Annotated in this window: 11 protein-coding genes; 4 read left to right on the top strand and 7 right to left on the bottom strand. The window is 73.2% G+C overall.

What is annotated here, in order from left to right:
* Nucleotides 1-204 precede the first annotated feature (204 nt).
* Nucleotides 205-2,787, top strand: a complete 2,583-nt coding sequence (glgP, locus tag KIS93_RS24645) for an alpha-glucan family phosphorylase (RefSeq protein WP_080045436.1) — start codon at nt 205-207, stop codon at nt 2,785-2,787.
* Nucleotides 2,788-2,988: 201 nt separating this feature from the next.
* Nucleotides 2,989-3,885 carry a MurR/RpiR family transcriptional regulator gene (locus tag KIS93_RS24640; RefSeq protein WP_080045437.1) on the top strand — a complete coding sequence of 299 codons (897 nt, stop codon included), beginning with the start codon at nt 2,989-2,991 and terminating at the stop codon, nt 3,883-3,885.
* Here KIS93_RS24640 and KIS93_RS24635 read toward each other — a convergent pair.
* From KIS93_RS24635 to KIS93_RS24615, 5 genes are all read right to left on the bottom strand, one after another.
* Nucleotides 3,848-5,761, bottom strand: a complete 1,914-nt coding sequence (locus KIS93_RS24635) for an N-acetylmuramoyl-L-alanine amidase (RefSeq protein WP_080045438.1) — start codon at nt 5,759-5,761, stop codon at nt 3,848-3,850. The genes KIS93_RS24640 and KIS93_RS24635 overlap by 38 nt on opposite strands.
* A 113-nt stretch (nt 5,762-5,874) precedes the next feature.
* Complete coding sequence (locus KIS93_RS24630) at nt 5,875-7,620, bottom strand: ABC transporter ATP-binding protein (protein WP_268966917.1); 1,746 nt, start codon at nt 7,618-7,620, stop codon at nt 5,875-5,877.
* A complete protein-coding gene (locus KIS93_RS24625; protein WP_080045439.1) occupies nt 7,617-9,449 on the bottom strand; it encodes an ABC transporter transmembrane domain-containing protein in 1,833 nt (610 codons plus the stop codon). The genes KIS93_RS24630 and KIS93_RS24625 overlap by 4 nt, the downstream gene beginning before the upstream one ends.
* A 56-nt stretch (nt 9,450-9,505) precedes the next feature.
* Entirely contained in the window at nt 9,506-10,483 is a 978-nt protein-coding gene (locus KIS93_RS24620) for a zinc-binding dehydrogenase (RefSeq protein WP_080045440.1), read from the bottom strand.
* Between the two features lie 100 nt (nt 10,484-10,583).
* Nucleotides 10,584-11,513 (bottom strand): zinc-binding dehydrogenase, encoded by a 930-nt coding sequence (locus tag KIS93_RS24615; RefSeq protein WP_080045441.1) that lies wholly within the window; start codon nt 11,511-11,513, stop codon nt 10,584-10,586.
* A 97-nt stretch (nt 11,514-11,610) separates the two neighbouring features.
* On the opposite strand from KIS93_RS24615, the gene KIS93_RS24610 reads away from it, so the two are divergent.
* Nucleotides 11,611-12,249: a TetR/AcrR family transcriptional regulator gene (locus KIS93_RS24610; protein ID WP_080045442.1), complete on the top strand. Its 639-nt coding sequence runs from the start codon at nt 11,611-11,613 to the stop codon at nt 12,247-12,249.
* 50 nt (nt 12,250-12,299) lie between these two features.
* On the opposite strand, the gene KIS93_RS24605 is transcribed toward KIS93_RS24610, so the two are convergent.
* Nucleotides 12,300-13,466 carry a helix-turn-helix domain-containing protein gene (locus KIS93_RS24605; RefSeq protein WP_080045443.1) on the bottom strand — a complete coding sequence of 389 codons (1,167 nt, stop codon included), beginning with the start codon at nt 13,464-13,466 and terminating at the stop codon, nt 12,300-12,302.
* Nucleotides 13,459-14,217 carry a hypothetical protein gene (locus KIS93_RS24600; protein WP_080045444.1) on the bottom strand — a complete coding sequence of 253 codons (759 nt, stop codon included), beginning with the start codon at nt 14,215-14,217 and terminating at the stop codon, nt 13,459-13,461. Before KIS93_RS24600 ends, KIS93_RS24605 begins: the two co-directional genes overlap by 8 nt.
* 158 nt (nt 14,218-14,375) lie before the next feature.
* On the opposite strand from KIS93_RS24600, the gene KIS93_RS24595 reads away from it, so the two are divergent.
* Entirely contained in the window at nt 14,376-15,155 is a 780-nt protein-coding gene (locus KIS93_RS24595; protein ID WP_080045445.1) for a hydroxypyruvate isomerase family protein, read from the top strand.
* Nucleotides 15,156-15,192 lie beyond the last annotated feature (37 nt).

Below are 15,192 nucleotides of genomic sequence, written 5' to 3'. Positions count from 1 at the left end.
GAGGCTTCCCTGGCAGGAACGATCCTTGCATGTAAATTGTGGACAGCAGCGGATAGACCTCCCGAGAGTGTCTACGGGAGAGCCCAACAACCTGGAAAGTTGCCCCAATAGTCCCTCTTCATGCTTGTTCCCGGAAGGGGTTTGAACGGCCTTCATGAGGGTGAAGGACTCAGAGGTCCCTCCTAGCCCGTAGGGTGCAGAAACGTGAGAGCTATCCGCCGTTTTACCGTCCGCACCGTCCTGCCCGCGGAGCTGGCCGCCCTCGGCGAGCTCGTCCACAATCTCCGCTGGTCCTGGCACCCGGAGACGATGGACCTCTTCGCGGAGGTCGACGCCGCCCTGTGGGAGCAGGTCGGGCACGATCCCGTGGCGTTGCTCGGCGCCGTCACACCGGCCCGGCTGAGCGAGCTCGCGGCCGACCGGCGCTTCCTGCGCCGCCTCGCCGACGCCGCCGACGACCTGCGCGAATACATGACCTCGCCACGCTGGTACCAGACGCTGCCCGACAGCGCGCGGGCCATCGCCTACTTCTCGCCGGAGTACGGCATCGCCGCCGCGCTGCCCCAATACTCGGGCGGCCTCGGCATCCTGGCCGGAGACCACTTGAAGGCGGCCAGCGACCTCGGCGTGCCCATCCTGGCGGTCGGCCTGCTCTACCGCCACGGTTACTTCACTCAGTCGTTGTCGCCAGAGGGCTGGCAGCTGGAGCACTACCCGTCTCTAGACGCGGGCGGGCTGCCGCTGAGCCTGCTGAAGGACGCCGACGGCGCCCCCGTCAAGATCCGCATCGCCCTGCCCGACGAGCGCGTCCTGCACGCGCAGGTGTGGGTGGCGCAGGTCGGGCGCGTCCCGCTGCTGCTGCTCGACTCCGACGTGGCCGACAACGACGCCGCCGCCCGCGACGTCACCGACCGCCTCTACGGCGGCGGCACCGACCACCGGCTCATGCAGGAGCTGCTGCTCGGCGTCGGCGGCGTGCGCGCCATCAGGGCCTACTGCAAGATCACCGGCCATGCCGAGCCCGAGGTCTTCCACACCAACGAGGGCCACGCCGGCTTCCTCGGCCTCGAACGCATCCGCGAGCTCACCGAGGCCCGCCTGACCTTCGACGAGGCCCTGGAGGCCGTCCGCGCCGGCACCGTCTTCACCACCCACACCCCCGTGCCCGCCGGCATCGACCGCTTCCCCATCGACATGATCGAGCGGCACTTCGGCGGCGCCAACGCCTGGCCGACCGTCCCGGTCGAGCGCATCCTCGCGCTGGGCGCCGAAGCCGACCCCGGCCGCTTCAACATGGCCGTCATGGGCATGCGCCTCGCCCAGCGGGTCAACGGCGTGTCCCAGCTCCACGGCGAGGTCAGCCGGGAGATGTTCAAGAATCTTTGGCCGGGATTCGACCTCGACGAGGTGCCGATCGGCTCCATCACCAACGGCGTGCACGCTCCCACCTGGGTCGGCAGGGAGCTCATGGAGCTGGCCGGGCGCGAGGTGCCCTCCCTCCTCGAGCGGGCCCGCGGCTGGGACGCCATCCAGAAGATCCCCGACGCCGACATCTGGGAGATCCGCGGCGTGCTGCGCCGCCGGCTCGTCGAAGGAGCCAGGGAACGCCTGCGCCGCTCGTGGCGCGAGCGCGGCGCCTCCGACGCCGAGCTGGGCTGGATCGACGACGCCCTCGACCCCGGCGTGCTGACCATCGGCTTCGCCCGGCGGGTGCCGTCGTACAAGCGGCTCACGCTCATGCTGCGCGACCCCGAACGGCTCACCGAGCTGCTGCTCGACCCCGACAAGCCGGTCCAGATCGTCATCGCCGGCAAGGCGCACCCCGCCGACGAGGGCGGCAAGAAGCTCATCCAGCAGATCGTCAAGTTCGCCGACCGCCCCGAGGTGCGGCACCGGATCGTGTTCCTGCCCGACTACGACATGGCGCTCGGCCAGCTCATGGTCCAGGGCTGCGACGTGTGGCTGAACAACCCGCTGCGCCCCCTGGAGGCGTCCGGCACGTCCGGCATGAAGTCCGCCCTGAACGGCGGCCTCAACCTGTCGATCCGCGACGGCTGGTGGGACGAGTGGTACGACGGCACCAACGGCTGGGCCATCCCCACCGCCGACGGCGTCAACGACCCCGACCGGCGCGACGAGCTGGAGGCCGCCGCCCTGTACGACCTCATCGAGCACGAGGTGTCCGACCGGTTCTACGACCGGGCCCTCGACGGGCTGCCGCGGCGCTGGCTGGAGATGGTCAAGCACACGCTCACCTCACTCGGGCCGAAGGTCCTGGCCGGGCGCATGCTGCGCGACTACGTCGTCGACCTCTACAACCCGGCCGCCGCCTCCGCCCGCGCGCTCAGCGCCGACGCCTACGCCCCCGCCAAGACGTTCGCCGCCTGGCGGGTCCGGGTCACCAGGGCCTGGCCGGGCGTGCGGGTCGAGCACGTGGAGGCGGCCGGCGTGGGCGACACCCCGGAGGTCGGCGCCACCGCCGAGCTGCACGCCACCATCGCGCTGGGCGACCTGGAGGCCGACGACGTGCTGGTGGAGGCCGCGTACGGGAAGGTCGGGCCGCACGACGAGCTGGTGCACCCGTCGTACGCGAAGCTCACGGTGCGCTCGGTGGACGACGACGGCCGCGCCCACTACACGGGCACGGTCCCCCTCGACCGCACGGGCGCCTTCGGCTACACGGTCCGCGTAGTCCCCGCCCACCCCCTGCTCGCCACCCCGGCCGAACTGGGCCTGATCGCCGTCCCAGAGGAGCCGGCAGGCATGACGAACGGAACGCTGCGCTAAAGAGCCGCCGTCGTGCGGCGGGAACCGGTGCGTGAGCTACGGCGAGCGCAGCGGGTCTCCGACACGCATGACGGCGGCCGCCCGTGGGGGTTCCCCAAAGCTTGTAGGGGTGATCGATCACCGTCGAGGACGGTCACTCCGGAGAAGCGATCAGGGGCGGCGGGGACGGCGCGGATCGTGCGCAGGCGGCATAATCGGGGCGTGGACGACAGTGGGAACGGCCTGCGGGCTGACACTCTGGTGGCCACGGTCCGCGGTGTGCTGCCGTCCCTGACGCCTGCCGCCCAGACCGTCGCCCGCCTCATATTGGAGGACCCCGCGACGGTGGCCAGGAGCACCATCACGGAGCTTTCCGCCGCCTCGGGCACGAGCGAGGCCACGATCGTACGCACGGCGAGGCTGCTCGGCTTCGCCGGATATCCCCAGCTCAGGCTGGCTCTGGCGGCGGCGGCCGCGCAGCCCGACCGGCTGGTGCCGGGTGACCTGGCCCCCGACGACCCCCTGTCGGAGGTGATCCAGAAGGTGGCGCGGGCCGAGTCGGAGGCGATCAACGACACCGTCGCCCAGCTCACCTCCGAGCGGCTGGGCCTGGTCGTGGACGCGATCGTCGGCGCCCGGCGCATCGACGCGTTCGGGGTCGGCGCCTCCGGCCTGGTCGCCGAGGACGTCGCGCAGAAGCTGCTGCGCATCGGCCTGTCCAGTCACGCCTTTCAGGACGCGCACCTGGCGCTGACCAGCGCGGTGCTGCTGCGCGAGGGCGACGTCGCGATCGGCATCAGCACCTCGGGCGAGACTCCCGACGTGATCGAGCCGCTGACCCGGGCCAAGGAGGCCGGGGCCACGACGGTGGCGATCACGAACAATCCGCGGTCGTCCATCGCGGAGCTGGCCGAGCACGTGCTGATCTCGGCCGGGCGCGAGACGGAGTTCCGTCCCGGCGCCCTGGCCAGCCGGATCAGCCAGCTCCTCGTGGTCGACTGCGTGTTCGTCGGTGTCGCCCAGCGCACGTTCGACTCTTCTCAGCAGGCGCTGGCGAGCACCAGGCGCGCCGTCAACGAGTTCACCCGGAGAACGTCACCTGCACGTCGTCAGCCTTGACGAACATCACGCGGTGCCCGAACTGGATCTCCAGGTACTTCGTCCTGCCCCGGACCACCTTGTGGTCCTCCAGGTTGAAGGTGACCGCCCGGTAGTACTCGGTGGCGGCCGGGCCCGCGAGCGTGTACTTCTCGCCGGCGGAGAACGTGTACTGCAGCGGCGTCACCGCCTGGTACGGGATGCCCTCGGGGTAGGCCTCCTGCTCCGGGTACGCCCTGCCGTACACGGGGACGGTCGCCTTGCCCGGCTTCGGCGTCACGACGAGGCCCATCGACGGCACCGCGGTCGGCGCGCTCGCCGGGTTGTGGAACCACGCCTTCTGCCCCAGGTACCAGATGGCCGTCCAGTCGCCCTGGCGGTCGGCCACGGCGAAGCGCTGGCCGGTGGTGGCGCGGGCGCTGTGGTCGTACACGCTGTAGAGGGAGTCGCCGGTGGGGTGCTTGCCGATGTCCTTGACGAGCGGCGCGTCGGCGCGGGGCTCGGTGCGCAGCCAGACCGTGCTGGCCGGCAGCGGCGGGCAGGCGGCCTCGGGGTTCTTGCGGTCGCAGCCGTAGAAGTACGGCTTGTTCGTGGCGAAGTCCGGCTTGATCATGACGGAGCCGGCGCCGGGCCCGCCGAACTGGTGCAGCGGGGCGCCCATGAGCTGGAAGTAGTGCGCCCAGTCCCAGAACGGCCCGGGGTCCTCGTGCATGCCGCGCACGGTCGTCGGCAGGGTGCCGGGGACGTTGTCGTGGCCGAGGATGTGGGCGCGGTCCAGCGGCACGCCGTGCCGCAGCGCCAGGTAGCGGACCAGGCGGGCGCTCGACCGGTACATCGCCTCGGTGTACCAGGTGCCGCCCTCGGCGAGGAAGCCCTCGTGTTCGAGGCCGATGGACTTGGCGTTGATGTACCAGTTGCCGGCCTGCCAGCCGACGTCCTTGGTCTTGATGTGCTGGGCGATGTGGCCGTCGCTGGAGCGGATGGAGTAGTGCCAGCTCGCGCCGTAGTTCGGGTCCTGGTTGAGGCGGATGGAGGGCAGGAAGTATCCCTCCATGTCGTGGATGATGATGTAGTCGACCTTCTGGCTGAACGGGCGGTTCGCCAGGTCGTAGTGGCCGTAGTCGTCGTCCGGGAGCTGCTGGTAGGCGGCCGGGATCCACTCGCAGGAGATCGAGGCCGGGCACTCCACCCCGTCGGGGCGGGTGCGGCGCAGGCCCAGCTTCTCCAGCCACTTCTCGATCTTCTCCAGGCCGGGCACGGCCTTGAGCGCGACCTGCTCGCCGTCGTCGGTCGTGCGGGTGACGCCCTCCTCGATCACCGAGAAGACCTCGTCGGCGAAGAACTTGGCCGCGCCGGCCTCCTCAGCGCCCGAGTACCGGGCGACGGCGCCGTACCACTCGCCGGGGTCGTCGCTGAGCGGCGCGCCGAGCGCCTTCTGGTAGTCGGCCAGTAGCGCGGCGCCGCCGCGGATGTTCGCGGCGTCGTCCGCGCGCAGCTTCTCGCGGCTCTCCCCGGTCAGCTCGGCGGCCCGCTCCAGCGTGCGCAGCGAGGCGGGGATGTCGGCGGGCGCGGGCTGCTCGGTGGGTGCGGGCAGGGGCCGGCTCTCGTCGCCGCGAGCGTCCTCCTCACCCTCATTGTGGTGGTTTCCTGCGGTGAACGCGGCCGCGTCGGTCAGGTGCATCGGCCCGAACCCGGCGTCGCTGGAGGGCTGCCCGGCGTGGGCGTCCCAGCGGGACTCCAGGTAGGAGACGCCGAGCAGCACGCTCTGCGGCACCTGGAACTCCTGCGCCGCCGCCGCGAACGCCTGCTGCCGGTCGGCGGGCTCCTGGGCGTGAGCGGCGCTGATGTTGCTTAAGGGGAGTACGGCGACCAGGGAGATCGCCAGTAGTCTGCGCATGGACCACTCCTCGGGGCTGGGGGGCGCGTTGTGCAGTTCAGCGTCTCAACATTTTCCTTCGCAGGCGAGATCTTTGCGAAGATATTTTTCAGCCGTTAACGCTTGAGGATCCGCTAAGCAGCCTGCCAGGAGTGCCAGAGCGCCGCGTACGTTCCCCCGGCCGCGACCAGCTCGTCGTGCGTCCCCAGCTCCGTGAGCCGCCCGTCCTGCATCACCGCCACCCGGTCCGCGTCGTGCGCCGTCTGCAGCCGGTGCGCGATGGCGATCACCGTGCGCCCCTGGAGCAGGGCGGCCAGGGCCCGCTCCGTGTGCCGGGCCGTGCGCGGGTCCAGCAGGGCCGTGGCCTCGTCGAGGATCAGCGTGTGCGGGTCGGCCAGCACCACGCGGGCCAGCGCCAGTTGCTGGGCCCGGGCGCCGTCCGGCCGGTGGGCGCCGTGCCCCAGGTCGGTGTCCAGCCCGTCGGGCAGGTCGTCCACCCAGTCCGCGCCCACCGCCTTCAGGGCCGCGCGCAGCTCGGCGTCGGAGGCCGAGGGGGCGGCGATGCGCAGGTTCTCGCGCACGGTGCCGAGGAACACGTGGTGCTCCTGCGTGACGAGCACGACCCGCTCGCGGAGCTGGGCCGGGTCGAGATCCGCCACGGGCACCCCGCCCACCGTGACCGAGCCCTCCCTCGGGACGTCCATCCCGGCCAGCAGCCTGCCCAGCGTGGTCTTGCCCGCCCCGGAGGGCCCGACGATCGCCAGCCGCTCGCCCGGCCGTACCCGCAGGTCCACCCCGCGCAGGACGTCGGGCCCGCCGTCGTAGGCGAAGCGCACCCCGGAGACCTCGATCCGGTCGTCGACCGGCACGGGGGAGACCCCGGCGGGCTGCTCGGCCAGTGCGAGCCCCTCCACGCGGGCGAACGACGCGGAGCTGCTCTGCAGGAGTTCCAGCTGCTCCAGGATGGTGTTGAGCGGCTCGGAGAGCCGGCTCAGGTAGAGGGCGGCGGCCACCACCGTGCCCAGCGTCACCGGGCTCGGCTCGCGCATCAGCAGCGCGCCGCCGAGCAGCAGCACGGCGGTCACCGGCAGCACGTGCGAGACGTCCACCGCCGGGAACAGCACGCTGCGCAGGTTCAGGGTCTTGAGCCGGGTGCGGCGGCACTCCTCGATCGCCCGCCGGCAGGCTTCGAGCCGCCGCCGTTCGAGGCGCAGCGCCTCCATCGTGCGGGCGCCGCCCGTGGTCGAGGCCAGTTCCTCCGCGAGCGCCGAGTTCGCGGCGCCCTCCTCCAGGTACGCCACCATCGCCCGCCGCAGGTACCACCGGGAGGCGAACCAGATCCCGATCAGGCTCAGCAGCCCGCACGCGCCCAGCAGCGGATCCAGCACGAAGACGGCGACGAGGACGAACAGCGCCCGCACGGCGGCGATGGCCACGTCCGGCCCGGCGTCCCGCAGCGTCGCCCCGACGGAGGCCACGTCGGTGGTGCCCCGGGTCGTCAGGTCACCGGTGCCGGCCCGCTCCACCGCCGACGACGGCAGCGCCAGCACCCGCTCGGTGAACCGCTCCCTGATCCGGGCCAGCGTCCGCTCCCCGAAGCGGTGCCCGACATAGCTCGCATACCTGGACAGGAGCGCCTGCGCCACGGCACAGACCAGGATGGCCAGCGCCAGCCGATCCACCGTCGCCAGGGACGCGCCCGCCTTCACCTCGTCGATGATGCGGCCCAGCAGCCACGGCGCGGCCAGGCCCGCGATCGCGGCCAGGCCGTTGAGGACGAGCATGCCCGCGAAGGCCCGGCCGTCCATCCGGATCAGGCGCAGAGCGGCCCGCCGGGTCGCCGCGGGCTCGGCGACGGGCAGGTGCCCGGTGGCGCTCACCGGACACCCCCTTCCGCCACGACCCCGCCGCGCGGCGCCTCCCCGTCGTCGCCCATGTCGTCGCCCGCGCCGCCGCCCCCGTCGTCGTCCGCGTCGTCCGCGTCTCGCGCGACGAGCCGCCGGTAGCCCGGCTCGTCGCGCAGCAGGGCGTGGTGGCTGCCCGAGGCCGCCACCACGCCGTCCACCAGGTAGTGCACCGTGTCCGCGTGGTCCAGGACGAGCGGCGAGGTGGTGGTGACCGCCGTGGTGCGGCCGGCGCGGGCGGCACGCAGCCGGGCGGCCACCGTCGCCTCCGTGTGGGCGTCCAGGGCCGAGGTGGGCTCGGCGGCCAGCAGGATCTCCGGGTCGGCCAGCAGCGCCCGGGCCAGCCGGAGGCGCTGCCGCTGCCCGCCCGACAGGTTGCGGCCCTGGGCGGCGATGAGCGAGTCCAGCCCGTTCGGGAGCGCCTGCACGATGTCGTCGGCCATGGCCGCGTGGATCGCCCGCGCGACGGCCTCATCCAACGAGCGCGCCCGGCCGGCGTCGGTCGCGTGCGACTCGGGTGGGGCGTCCAGGCGGCCCGCGACGACCGAGCGCACGGTGCCCGCGAACAGGTCGGCCTCGTTGTCGGCCACCAGGATGCGCTCGCGCAGCCGTACCGGGTCGATGTCGCGCAGCCGTATCCCGCCCCAGGTGGCGTCCGAGGTGGTGAAGCCGCCCAGGCGGTCCAGCACCGCCACCGCCTCCGACGGCCGGGCGCTGACCAGCGCGGTCAGCTTCCCGGGCGCGAGTTCGACGCCGGACGCCGGATCGCGCAAGGGGGCGGGCCCGGGTGGCGGGGCCTGGTCGCCGCCGGGCGTGTCGGGGGCGAGGGTCAGGAAGTGCACGACCCGGCGGGCGGCGACCAGCCCGCGGCCGATGTCGTAGCCGCCCTCGACGAAGAACGAGACGGGCACCACCAGCACGGCGGCGTACCCGTACACGGCGACGAGCTCCCCGACCGTGATGTCCCCCTGCACGGCCATCCGGGCCGCCAGCCACGTCACCGCGCCCAGGAACAGCGTGGGCAGCCCCACCCCGAGGGCGTGGATCCAGCTCGTCACGGCCCCGACCCGGTACCCCTGCTCCCGCAGCTCCTGGGATTCCCGCCGGTAGCGGGCGGCGTAGACGTCCTTGCCGCCGATGCCGTTCAGGATCCGCAGGCCGCCCGCGATGTCGGCGAAGCGGGCGGCGAGTTCGCCCTGCCGTAAGCGGTAGGCGGTCTCGGCGCCGCGCAGCCGGCCGAGCAGCGGGCCGAGCAGGACGACGAGCAGCGGCACGCCCAGCAGCACCACGGCGGCCAGCAGCGGGGAGACGGCCAGCAGCAGCACGGCGATCACGATGTAGGCGAGCACGGCGCCGACGCCGGGCCCGGTGACGGTGAGCGTGCCGCTCATCATGGCGGCGTCGCCGAACCCGATCGTGACGACCTCGCCAGCGCTCACCTTGCGCGGCAGCGCGGCGCCGAGCCGGGCCGCGTGGAGGGCCACCACCTGGACGGAGCGGAACGCGGCGTCCATGCGCACCCGGGTCATGGTCCGGTGGCGCATGATGGCCAGCCACGCGTTCAGCACGCCGGTGCCGAAGACGGCGGCGGCCCAGCCGGCGAGCACGGGCCAGCGTCGCGTGGCGAGGCCGTCGTCGATGGCGCGCGACAGGAAGTACGGGGGCAGCGTCAGGCACACCATCCAGGCGGTCCCGAGGCAGGCGCCGGCCAGGACCCGGCGGCGCTGCCGGGTGACGAGCCACCACAGGTACCGTCCGGCGCTGCGGCAGTCAGGGGTGCCCGGGTTCATCGTCGGATCCGCCATGTATCGCACCCTATTGAGCGGAGAGTCCGCTTCCGTGGGGAGGGCCGCTACGGCGCTTATGGGATGAGGACGACCTTGCCCGTGGTCTGCCGGGACTCCAGCGCGGCGTGGGCCGCGGCGGCCTGCGACAGCGGGAACGTCTGCACGTCCGGCACCAGCGCGCCCTCGGCCGCCGCCGCCAGCGCCCTGACCTCGTACTCCGGCCGCGTCTCCGGCTGGGCGATGAGCTGGAGCAGGGCGTTGGTGACGGTGAGGCCGCGCTCCCGCACCGTCTCGGGGTCGGGCGTGAAGTCGCCCTGGGAGGCGTTGCCGATGGTGACGTACCGGCCGCCGTCGGCCAGCAGGCCGAACGCCGCCCGCGCCTTGTCGCCGCCCACGCCGTCGAGCAGGGCGGTGACCTTCCTGCCGCCGAGCCAGGAGGCGACCTCCTCCGGCCAGGAAGGCAGGTCGTAGTCCACGGCGAAGTCGGCGCCCAGCTCGCGGACGGCCGCCACCTTGCCGGGGCCGCCGGCCGCGCCGATCACGGTGGCGCCGAGGCGGCGGGCGTACTGGACGATCAGCCGTCCGATGCCGCCCGCGGCGGAGGTGACGAGGAGCACGTCCGAGGGGGTGGGCTGGGCCACGTCGAGGAACTGCAGGGTGGTGCCGCCCGTGACGATCATCGCCACGGCGGCCTCGTGGCTGAGGCCGTCGGGCAGGCGGTGCACCCTGCTGAGGTCGGCCACGGCCAGCTCGGCGTAGCCGCCCGGCTGCCCGCCGGCCGTCACGACGTCGCGTCCGATCCACTCCGGGTCCACATCAGGGCCGACGGCGTCCACCCGGCCGGACACCTCGCCGCCGAAGATGGTGGGCAGCTCCGGCTGGGGCGGCAGCGAGTCGCTTGCCCGGCCGGCCCGCAGCATGGTCTCCACCAGGTGGACGCCGGCCGCCTTGACGGCGATGCGCACCTGGCCGGGGCCGGGCTCGGGGTCGGGGACGGTCTCGTAGCTGAGGTTCTCGGCGGGGCCGAAGGCGTGCAGGACGACGGCGTGCATGGTGTTTCTCCCGTAGGTCGGTGGCTCCTACGAGGGGTGTCCTCCCGTAGGTCGTGCTCCCTACGAGGGTGCAACCTCAAGCATTATTGAGGTCAAGTCGTCAGTCGATGTCCAGCACCGCCTTGCCGTGCAACCGGCCCTCGACCAGGGCGGCGATGGCCTCGTCCGCCCGCTGCCACGGGCCGCGCCACGAGATGCCCGGGTCGAGGTCGCCGGCGGCGACGCGGGCGGCCAGCCAGGTCAGGTCGGGCACCAGGTCCCCGCCGTCGAGCAGGTAGAACGTGACGAGGGAGCGGTCGTGCCGCCCCTCGTTGCCGAAGAGCGCGCCGAACGGGAACGTTTCCGCCTCGCCCGTCCCGTGGCCGACGGCGACGAGCGTGCCGTGCGGCGCCAGCTTGTCGAACGCGGCCACGAGCTGCGGCCCGCCCACGTTGTCCACCACCCCGTCCACCAGGCCGCCGGCCTGCCCGGGGTGGGCGACCACCTCGTGGGCGCCGAGGGCGCGCAGCGTGTCGCCGTGCTCGGCGGGGTTGCCGGTCGAGGCGATGACGTGCGCGCCGGCCTGGCGGGCGAGCTGCACGGCGTACCGTCCGACGCCTCCCGTGGCGCCCGTCACCAGCACGCGCCTGCCCAGCAGCGGCCCGACGCGGCGCAGCGCGCGCAACGCGCTGGCGCCCGCCACCGGGACGGTGCTGATCGCGCCGAGGTCCGCGCCGGCGGGGACGACGCCCAGCGTCGAGGTGTCCACGGCGCGCAGCTCCGCCCACGCGCCGTCGAGGCCGACGGTGATCACGGGGGTGCCCGCGGCCGGACCCGAGCCGTCGGCGGCGGGCCGCTCCACCACGCCTGCGGCGTCCCAGCCGAGCACGGAGCCGTCGGGGGCGCTCTCGATGCCGTGCCTGACCTCGCCGAAGTTGAGCGAGGTGGCGTGGACGCGGACGAGGGCCTGGTGCGGCTCGGGCACGGGGTCGGCGCTCTCGCCGAGGCGCAGGCCGGACGGGGCGGAGTGGTCGATGAGCAGAGCACGCATGGGTTCGCGCCTTCCTTGGACGGGACAACGGCTCCTTTATGCCACTGAGTGGCATTCGCTCGCAAGTGGCGTTCGCCTCTCACGTACACTTCGTGCCATGACCACCGCATCGCCGCTGCGCGAGCGCAAGAAGCAGCGCACCAGGCAGGCACTGATCGACACCGCCCTGCGCCTGTTCAGCAGCCGCGGCTTCGGCGGGGTGACGCTCGACGAGCTGTGCGAGGAGGTGGAGGTCTCCAAGCGCACGTTCTTCCGCTACTTCACCGGCAAGGAGGACGTCGCCATGGCGCCGCTGCACGACATGTGGCGCGCCTTTCTGGAGGAGCTGGAGACGATCCCCGCCGACGGGCGCCCGCTCATGGAGCTGATGGAGGCGACGCTGCTGGCCGCGCTGGAACGGGTGGCGGACCCGGCGTGGGCCGGGCGGGCCGCGCTCAGCTACCGCCTGTCGCAGGAGACGTCCTCGATGGACGCCTACAACCTGCACTTCTGCGAGAGCACCCTGGGCACCGTGATGGAGGTGCTGCACCGGCGCCTCGACCTGCCCGACGACCCCCGCACAAGGCTCGCGGGGGACATGCTGGTGGCGGCGTGGCGGGTCGCGGCCGGCGGGTGGGCGGCCGAGGCGGGCGACCCGCCGTCCGTGCCGGACCTCGCGGCCCGCTTCCACGCCGCGGTCGCCGCCCTGCCCGGCAGCCTCACCCTCACCGCCGACCCACGTCCGGAAGACCGCTGAACCGCCGCTGGGGTGCGGGTCAGGGGCGGGCCTGGATCAGGGGACGAGCTTCAGGGGACGAGCTTCAGGGACGGGCGCCGGTCGGGCAGGCCGATCAGCTCCCGTACGCGCGCAATGGGCCAGGCCAGCTCCTGAGCCAGCGTGGCGGCGCTCAGCCCGCTCTCCCGCCCCGCCAGCTCGAACGCCCGCGCCAGCAGCACCGGCTGCTCGCCCGGATACCCGGAGACGGGCTCGTTGGTGAAGCCCGGCTGGTCGCGCAGCGCGGCCAGCCGCTGGTAGGCGCGGCCGGCGGCGGAGTCGGACAGCAGCCCCGTCTCCCTGCACCGGTAGAGCAGCGAGTCGACCGACACCCCCCACGTGCGGCGCAGCTCGGCGAGCCGGCGCAGGTCGGCGCGGAGCGGGAGCTGCGGCAGGATGCTGTCGCGCGGCGTGAGGAACTCGGCGGCGAACGCGTCGGCCTCGCGCTCCTGCTGCGTGTCGCCCGCCGCCGTGTCGCCGTGCAGCACCAGGTGCCCCAGCTCGTGGGCGGCGGTGAAGCGGTGCCGGTAGATGTCGTCGAACCGGTTGGGCGTCAGCACCACGATCGGCCGGGGCAGGCTGGAGGTGGAGAAGGCGTCGACGGTGACCGCGTCGGGGTCGTGGCGGGGGAAGGCCACGACGATGCCGTGCGCCTCCATGCGGCGTACGAGGTGGCCGATCGGCCCGGTGCCCAGCCCCCAGTGGGCGCGCAGCGCGCGGGCCGCGCCCGCCGGGTCGCGCGGCAGGTCGGAGTGCATCTCGCCGCCCGCGAAGCCGGGCAGGTCGACGGCGGGGAGCTGGACGCGTTTCTCCAGCGCGTACGTCAGCTCCCACACCTGCTCGACGAAGGCCACGGCCTTGGCCCGCTGGTAGGCGCGGGTGGAGCGCAGGCTGCGGAAGTGCGCCATGGAGCCGTCGAGCTTGCCGTGCGGGCGCCCCGGCAGGAAGAACGCCATCGGCACCGACAGCACCTCGGCCAGCCGGGGGATCAGGTCGGGGCGTGGCCGGGTGACGCCGGATTCGTACTGGCCGACGGCGGCGGGGGAGACGCCGAGGTGCTCGGCGACCTCCTTCTTGGTGAGCGCGGCCAGGTGGCGGGCCTGGGTGAGGCGGGTGGCGTCGAACGCGTCGGCGACGGCCTGCGGGCTCGGCCCGCCCGGGTCACGCGAAGGCCGCCGCCCGGTGCCGGAGTCACGCACCGCTGGCGGCTTCTGGCCCGAACGGCAGCGGCTCGGCGACCGGCGCCCCGAGCCTGGCGGCGCCGGTGCGCGGGTTGAGCTGCGGCGCGGGCGGCACGCCCTGGTCGAACGCGGCCGCCTCGCCCTCCCGCCCGGCCGGCACCGCGCTCTCCTGGACCAGCGGGATCTCCTCGCAGTGGTGCCAGCGCAGGCTGCCGGTGCGGTCGAGCAGCTCGGCCTCGCCCCACCAGGCGTCGAGCAGCCCGGAGTGGGCGTTGCAGGCGTAGGCGATGAGCACCAGCCGGGTGTCGTCGGGCAGCTCGCCCAGCGCCTCGGCGACCGGGACGGCGTGCGGCGCGACCTCGTGCAGCGCGAGCTGACGCATGCGCGGCTCGGGCCCGAACCGGTCGAACAGCGCCTGCACCAGCGCGGACGGCCGCCCGTCGCCGATGCGGGCGCTCATGACGTTGACCGAGCGGTCTTTGGCGTAGCGGAACGGGAACAGCAGCTTGCCGTCGAGCACCACCAGCTCGTGCTGCGAGCCGCCGGGCTTGATGATGCGCACGTCGCCGAGGTCTTCGAACGCTTCGGCCAGCGCCTCGAACTTGCGCGACATGAGCGTGAACCCGAACGGGTGCAAATGATCGGTCTGCGCCACCTTCTGGGCATCGAGCGCATTCTCCAGCGCGACCGCCAGCGCCTCGGCCACACCCTGTCTGATCAGGGGAACCCGCTGCCCGAACGTCTCCTGGGCCCACTGGGACATGCGCATGCCCGACCTCCAGCCGCTTTACTTTCCAACATCATAGACCCGCTGCGGCTTCATGTTGCCCGCACGACACACCCGTCCCACGCCGCCCCGATGGACGCCTTCCACCAGTCCGGCGCCATACTCGGAGTCGCCGACCCCAACCCCAGGAAGAGGCCCGCGTGACCAAGTGGACGGCGAACTGCTCCATCCTCTACACCGGCCTGCCGCTGCTCGAACGCCCCGCCGCGGCGGCGGCCGACGGGTTCACGGCCGTGGAGTTCTGGTGGCCGTGGCCGGTGGCGGTGCCGGACGACCGCGACGTGGACGCGTTCGTCCGTTCGATCGAGGACGCCGGGGTGCGGCTCACCGGGCTCAACTTCTTCGCCGGCGACATGCCCGGCGGCGACCGCGGCGTGGTGTCGTGGCCGGGCCGCTCCCGCGAGCTGCTGGACAACATCCCCGTCGTGGCGGCCATCGGCGAGCGGCTGGGCTGCCGCGCCTTCAACGCCCTGTACGGCAACCGCGTCGACGGAGCCTCCGCCGAGGAGCAGGACGAGCTGGCCGTCGAGATGCTGTCCGCCTGCGTGGCGGGCGTGGCGGGCACGGTGCTGCTGGAGCCGGTCAGCGGCGCGCCGCGCTATCCCCTGCTGACGGCCGCCGACGCCGTGGCCGTGCTCGACCGCGTCCCCGGTGCCGGGCTGCTCGCCGACCTCTACCACCTGGCCGTCAACGGCGACGACGTGCCGGCCGCCATCGAGCGGTACGGATCGCGCGTCGCCCATGTGCAGATCGCCGACGCGCCGGGCAGGGGCGCGCCCGGAAGCGGTGAGCTGCCGCTGCGGCAGTGGCTCGACGACCTGGAGGCCGCCGGGTACGACGGGTATGTCGGCCTCGAATACCTCGCGACGGGCCCGGACCCGTTCGCCTGGCTACCCAGGGAGCAACGACCCTCCGCGTGACCTCCGACAGCGACCGTCCGCGTGACGTCCACCGGAC

This window comes from [Actinomadura] parvosata subsp. kistnae, assembly GCF_900323885.1.
Classification (GTDB): Bacteria; Actinomycetota; Actinomycetes; order Streptosporangiales; family Streptosporangiaceae; genus Nonomuraea; species Nonomuraea composti.
This window is presented reverse-complemented; position numbering and strand designations above follow the sequence as displayed.

Excerpts from the sequence above, each read along its gene's own strand:
- KIS93_RS24625 (WP_080045439.1), bottom strand. The coding sequence starts at position 9,449 with ATGGCGGATCCGACGATGAACCCGGGCACCCCTGACTGCCGCAGCGCC.
- KIS93_RS24610 (WP_080045442.1), top strand. The coding sequence starts at position 11,611 with ATGACCACCGCATCGCCGCTGCGCGAGCGCAAGAAGCAGCGCACCAGG.
- KIS93_RS24620 (WP_080045440.1), bottom strand. The coding sequence starts at position 10,483 with ATGCACGCCGTCGTCCTGCACGCCTTCGGCCCCGCCGAGAACCTCAGC.
- KIS93_RS24615 (WP_080045441.1), bottom strand. The coding sequence starts at position 11,513 with ATGCGTGCTCTGCTCATCGACCACTCCGCCCCGTCCGGCCTGCGCCTC.
- KIS93_RS24600 (WP_080045444.1), bottom strand. The coding sequence starts at position 14,217 with ATGCGCATGTCCCAGTGGGCCCAGGAGACGTTCGGGCAGCGGGTTCCC.
- KIS93_RS24635 (WP_080045438.1), bottom strand. The coding sequence starts at position 5,761 with ATGCGCAGACTACTGGCGATCTCCCTGGTCGCCGTACTCCCCTTAAGC.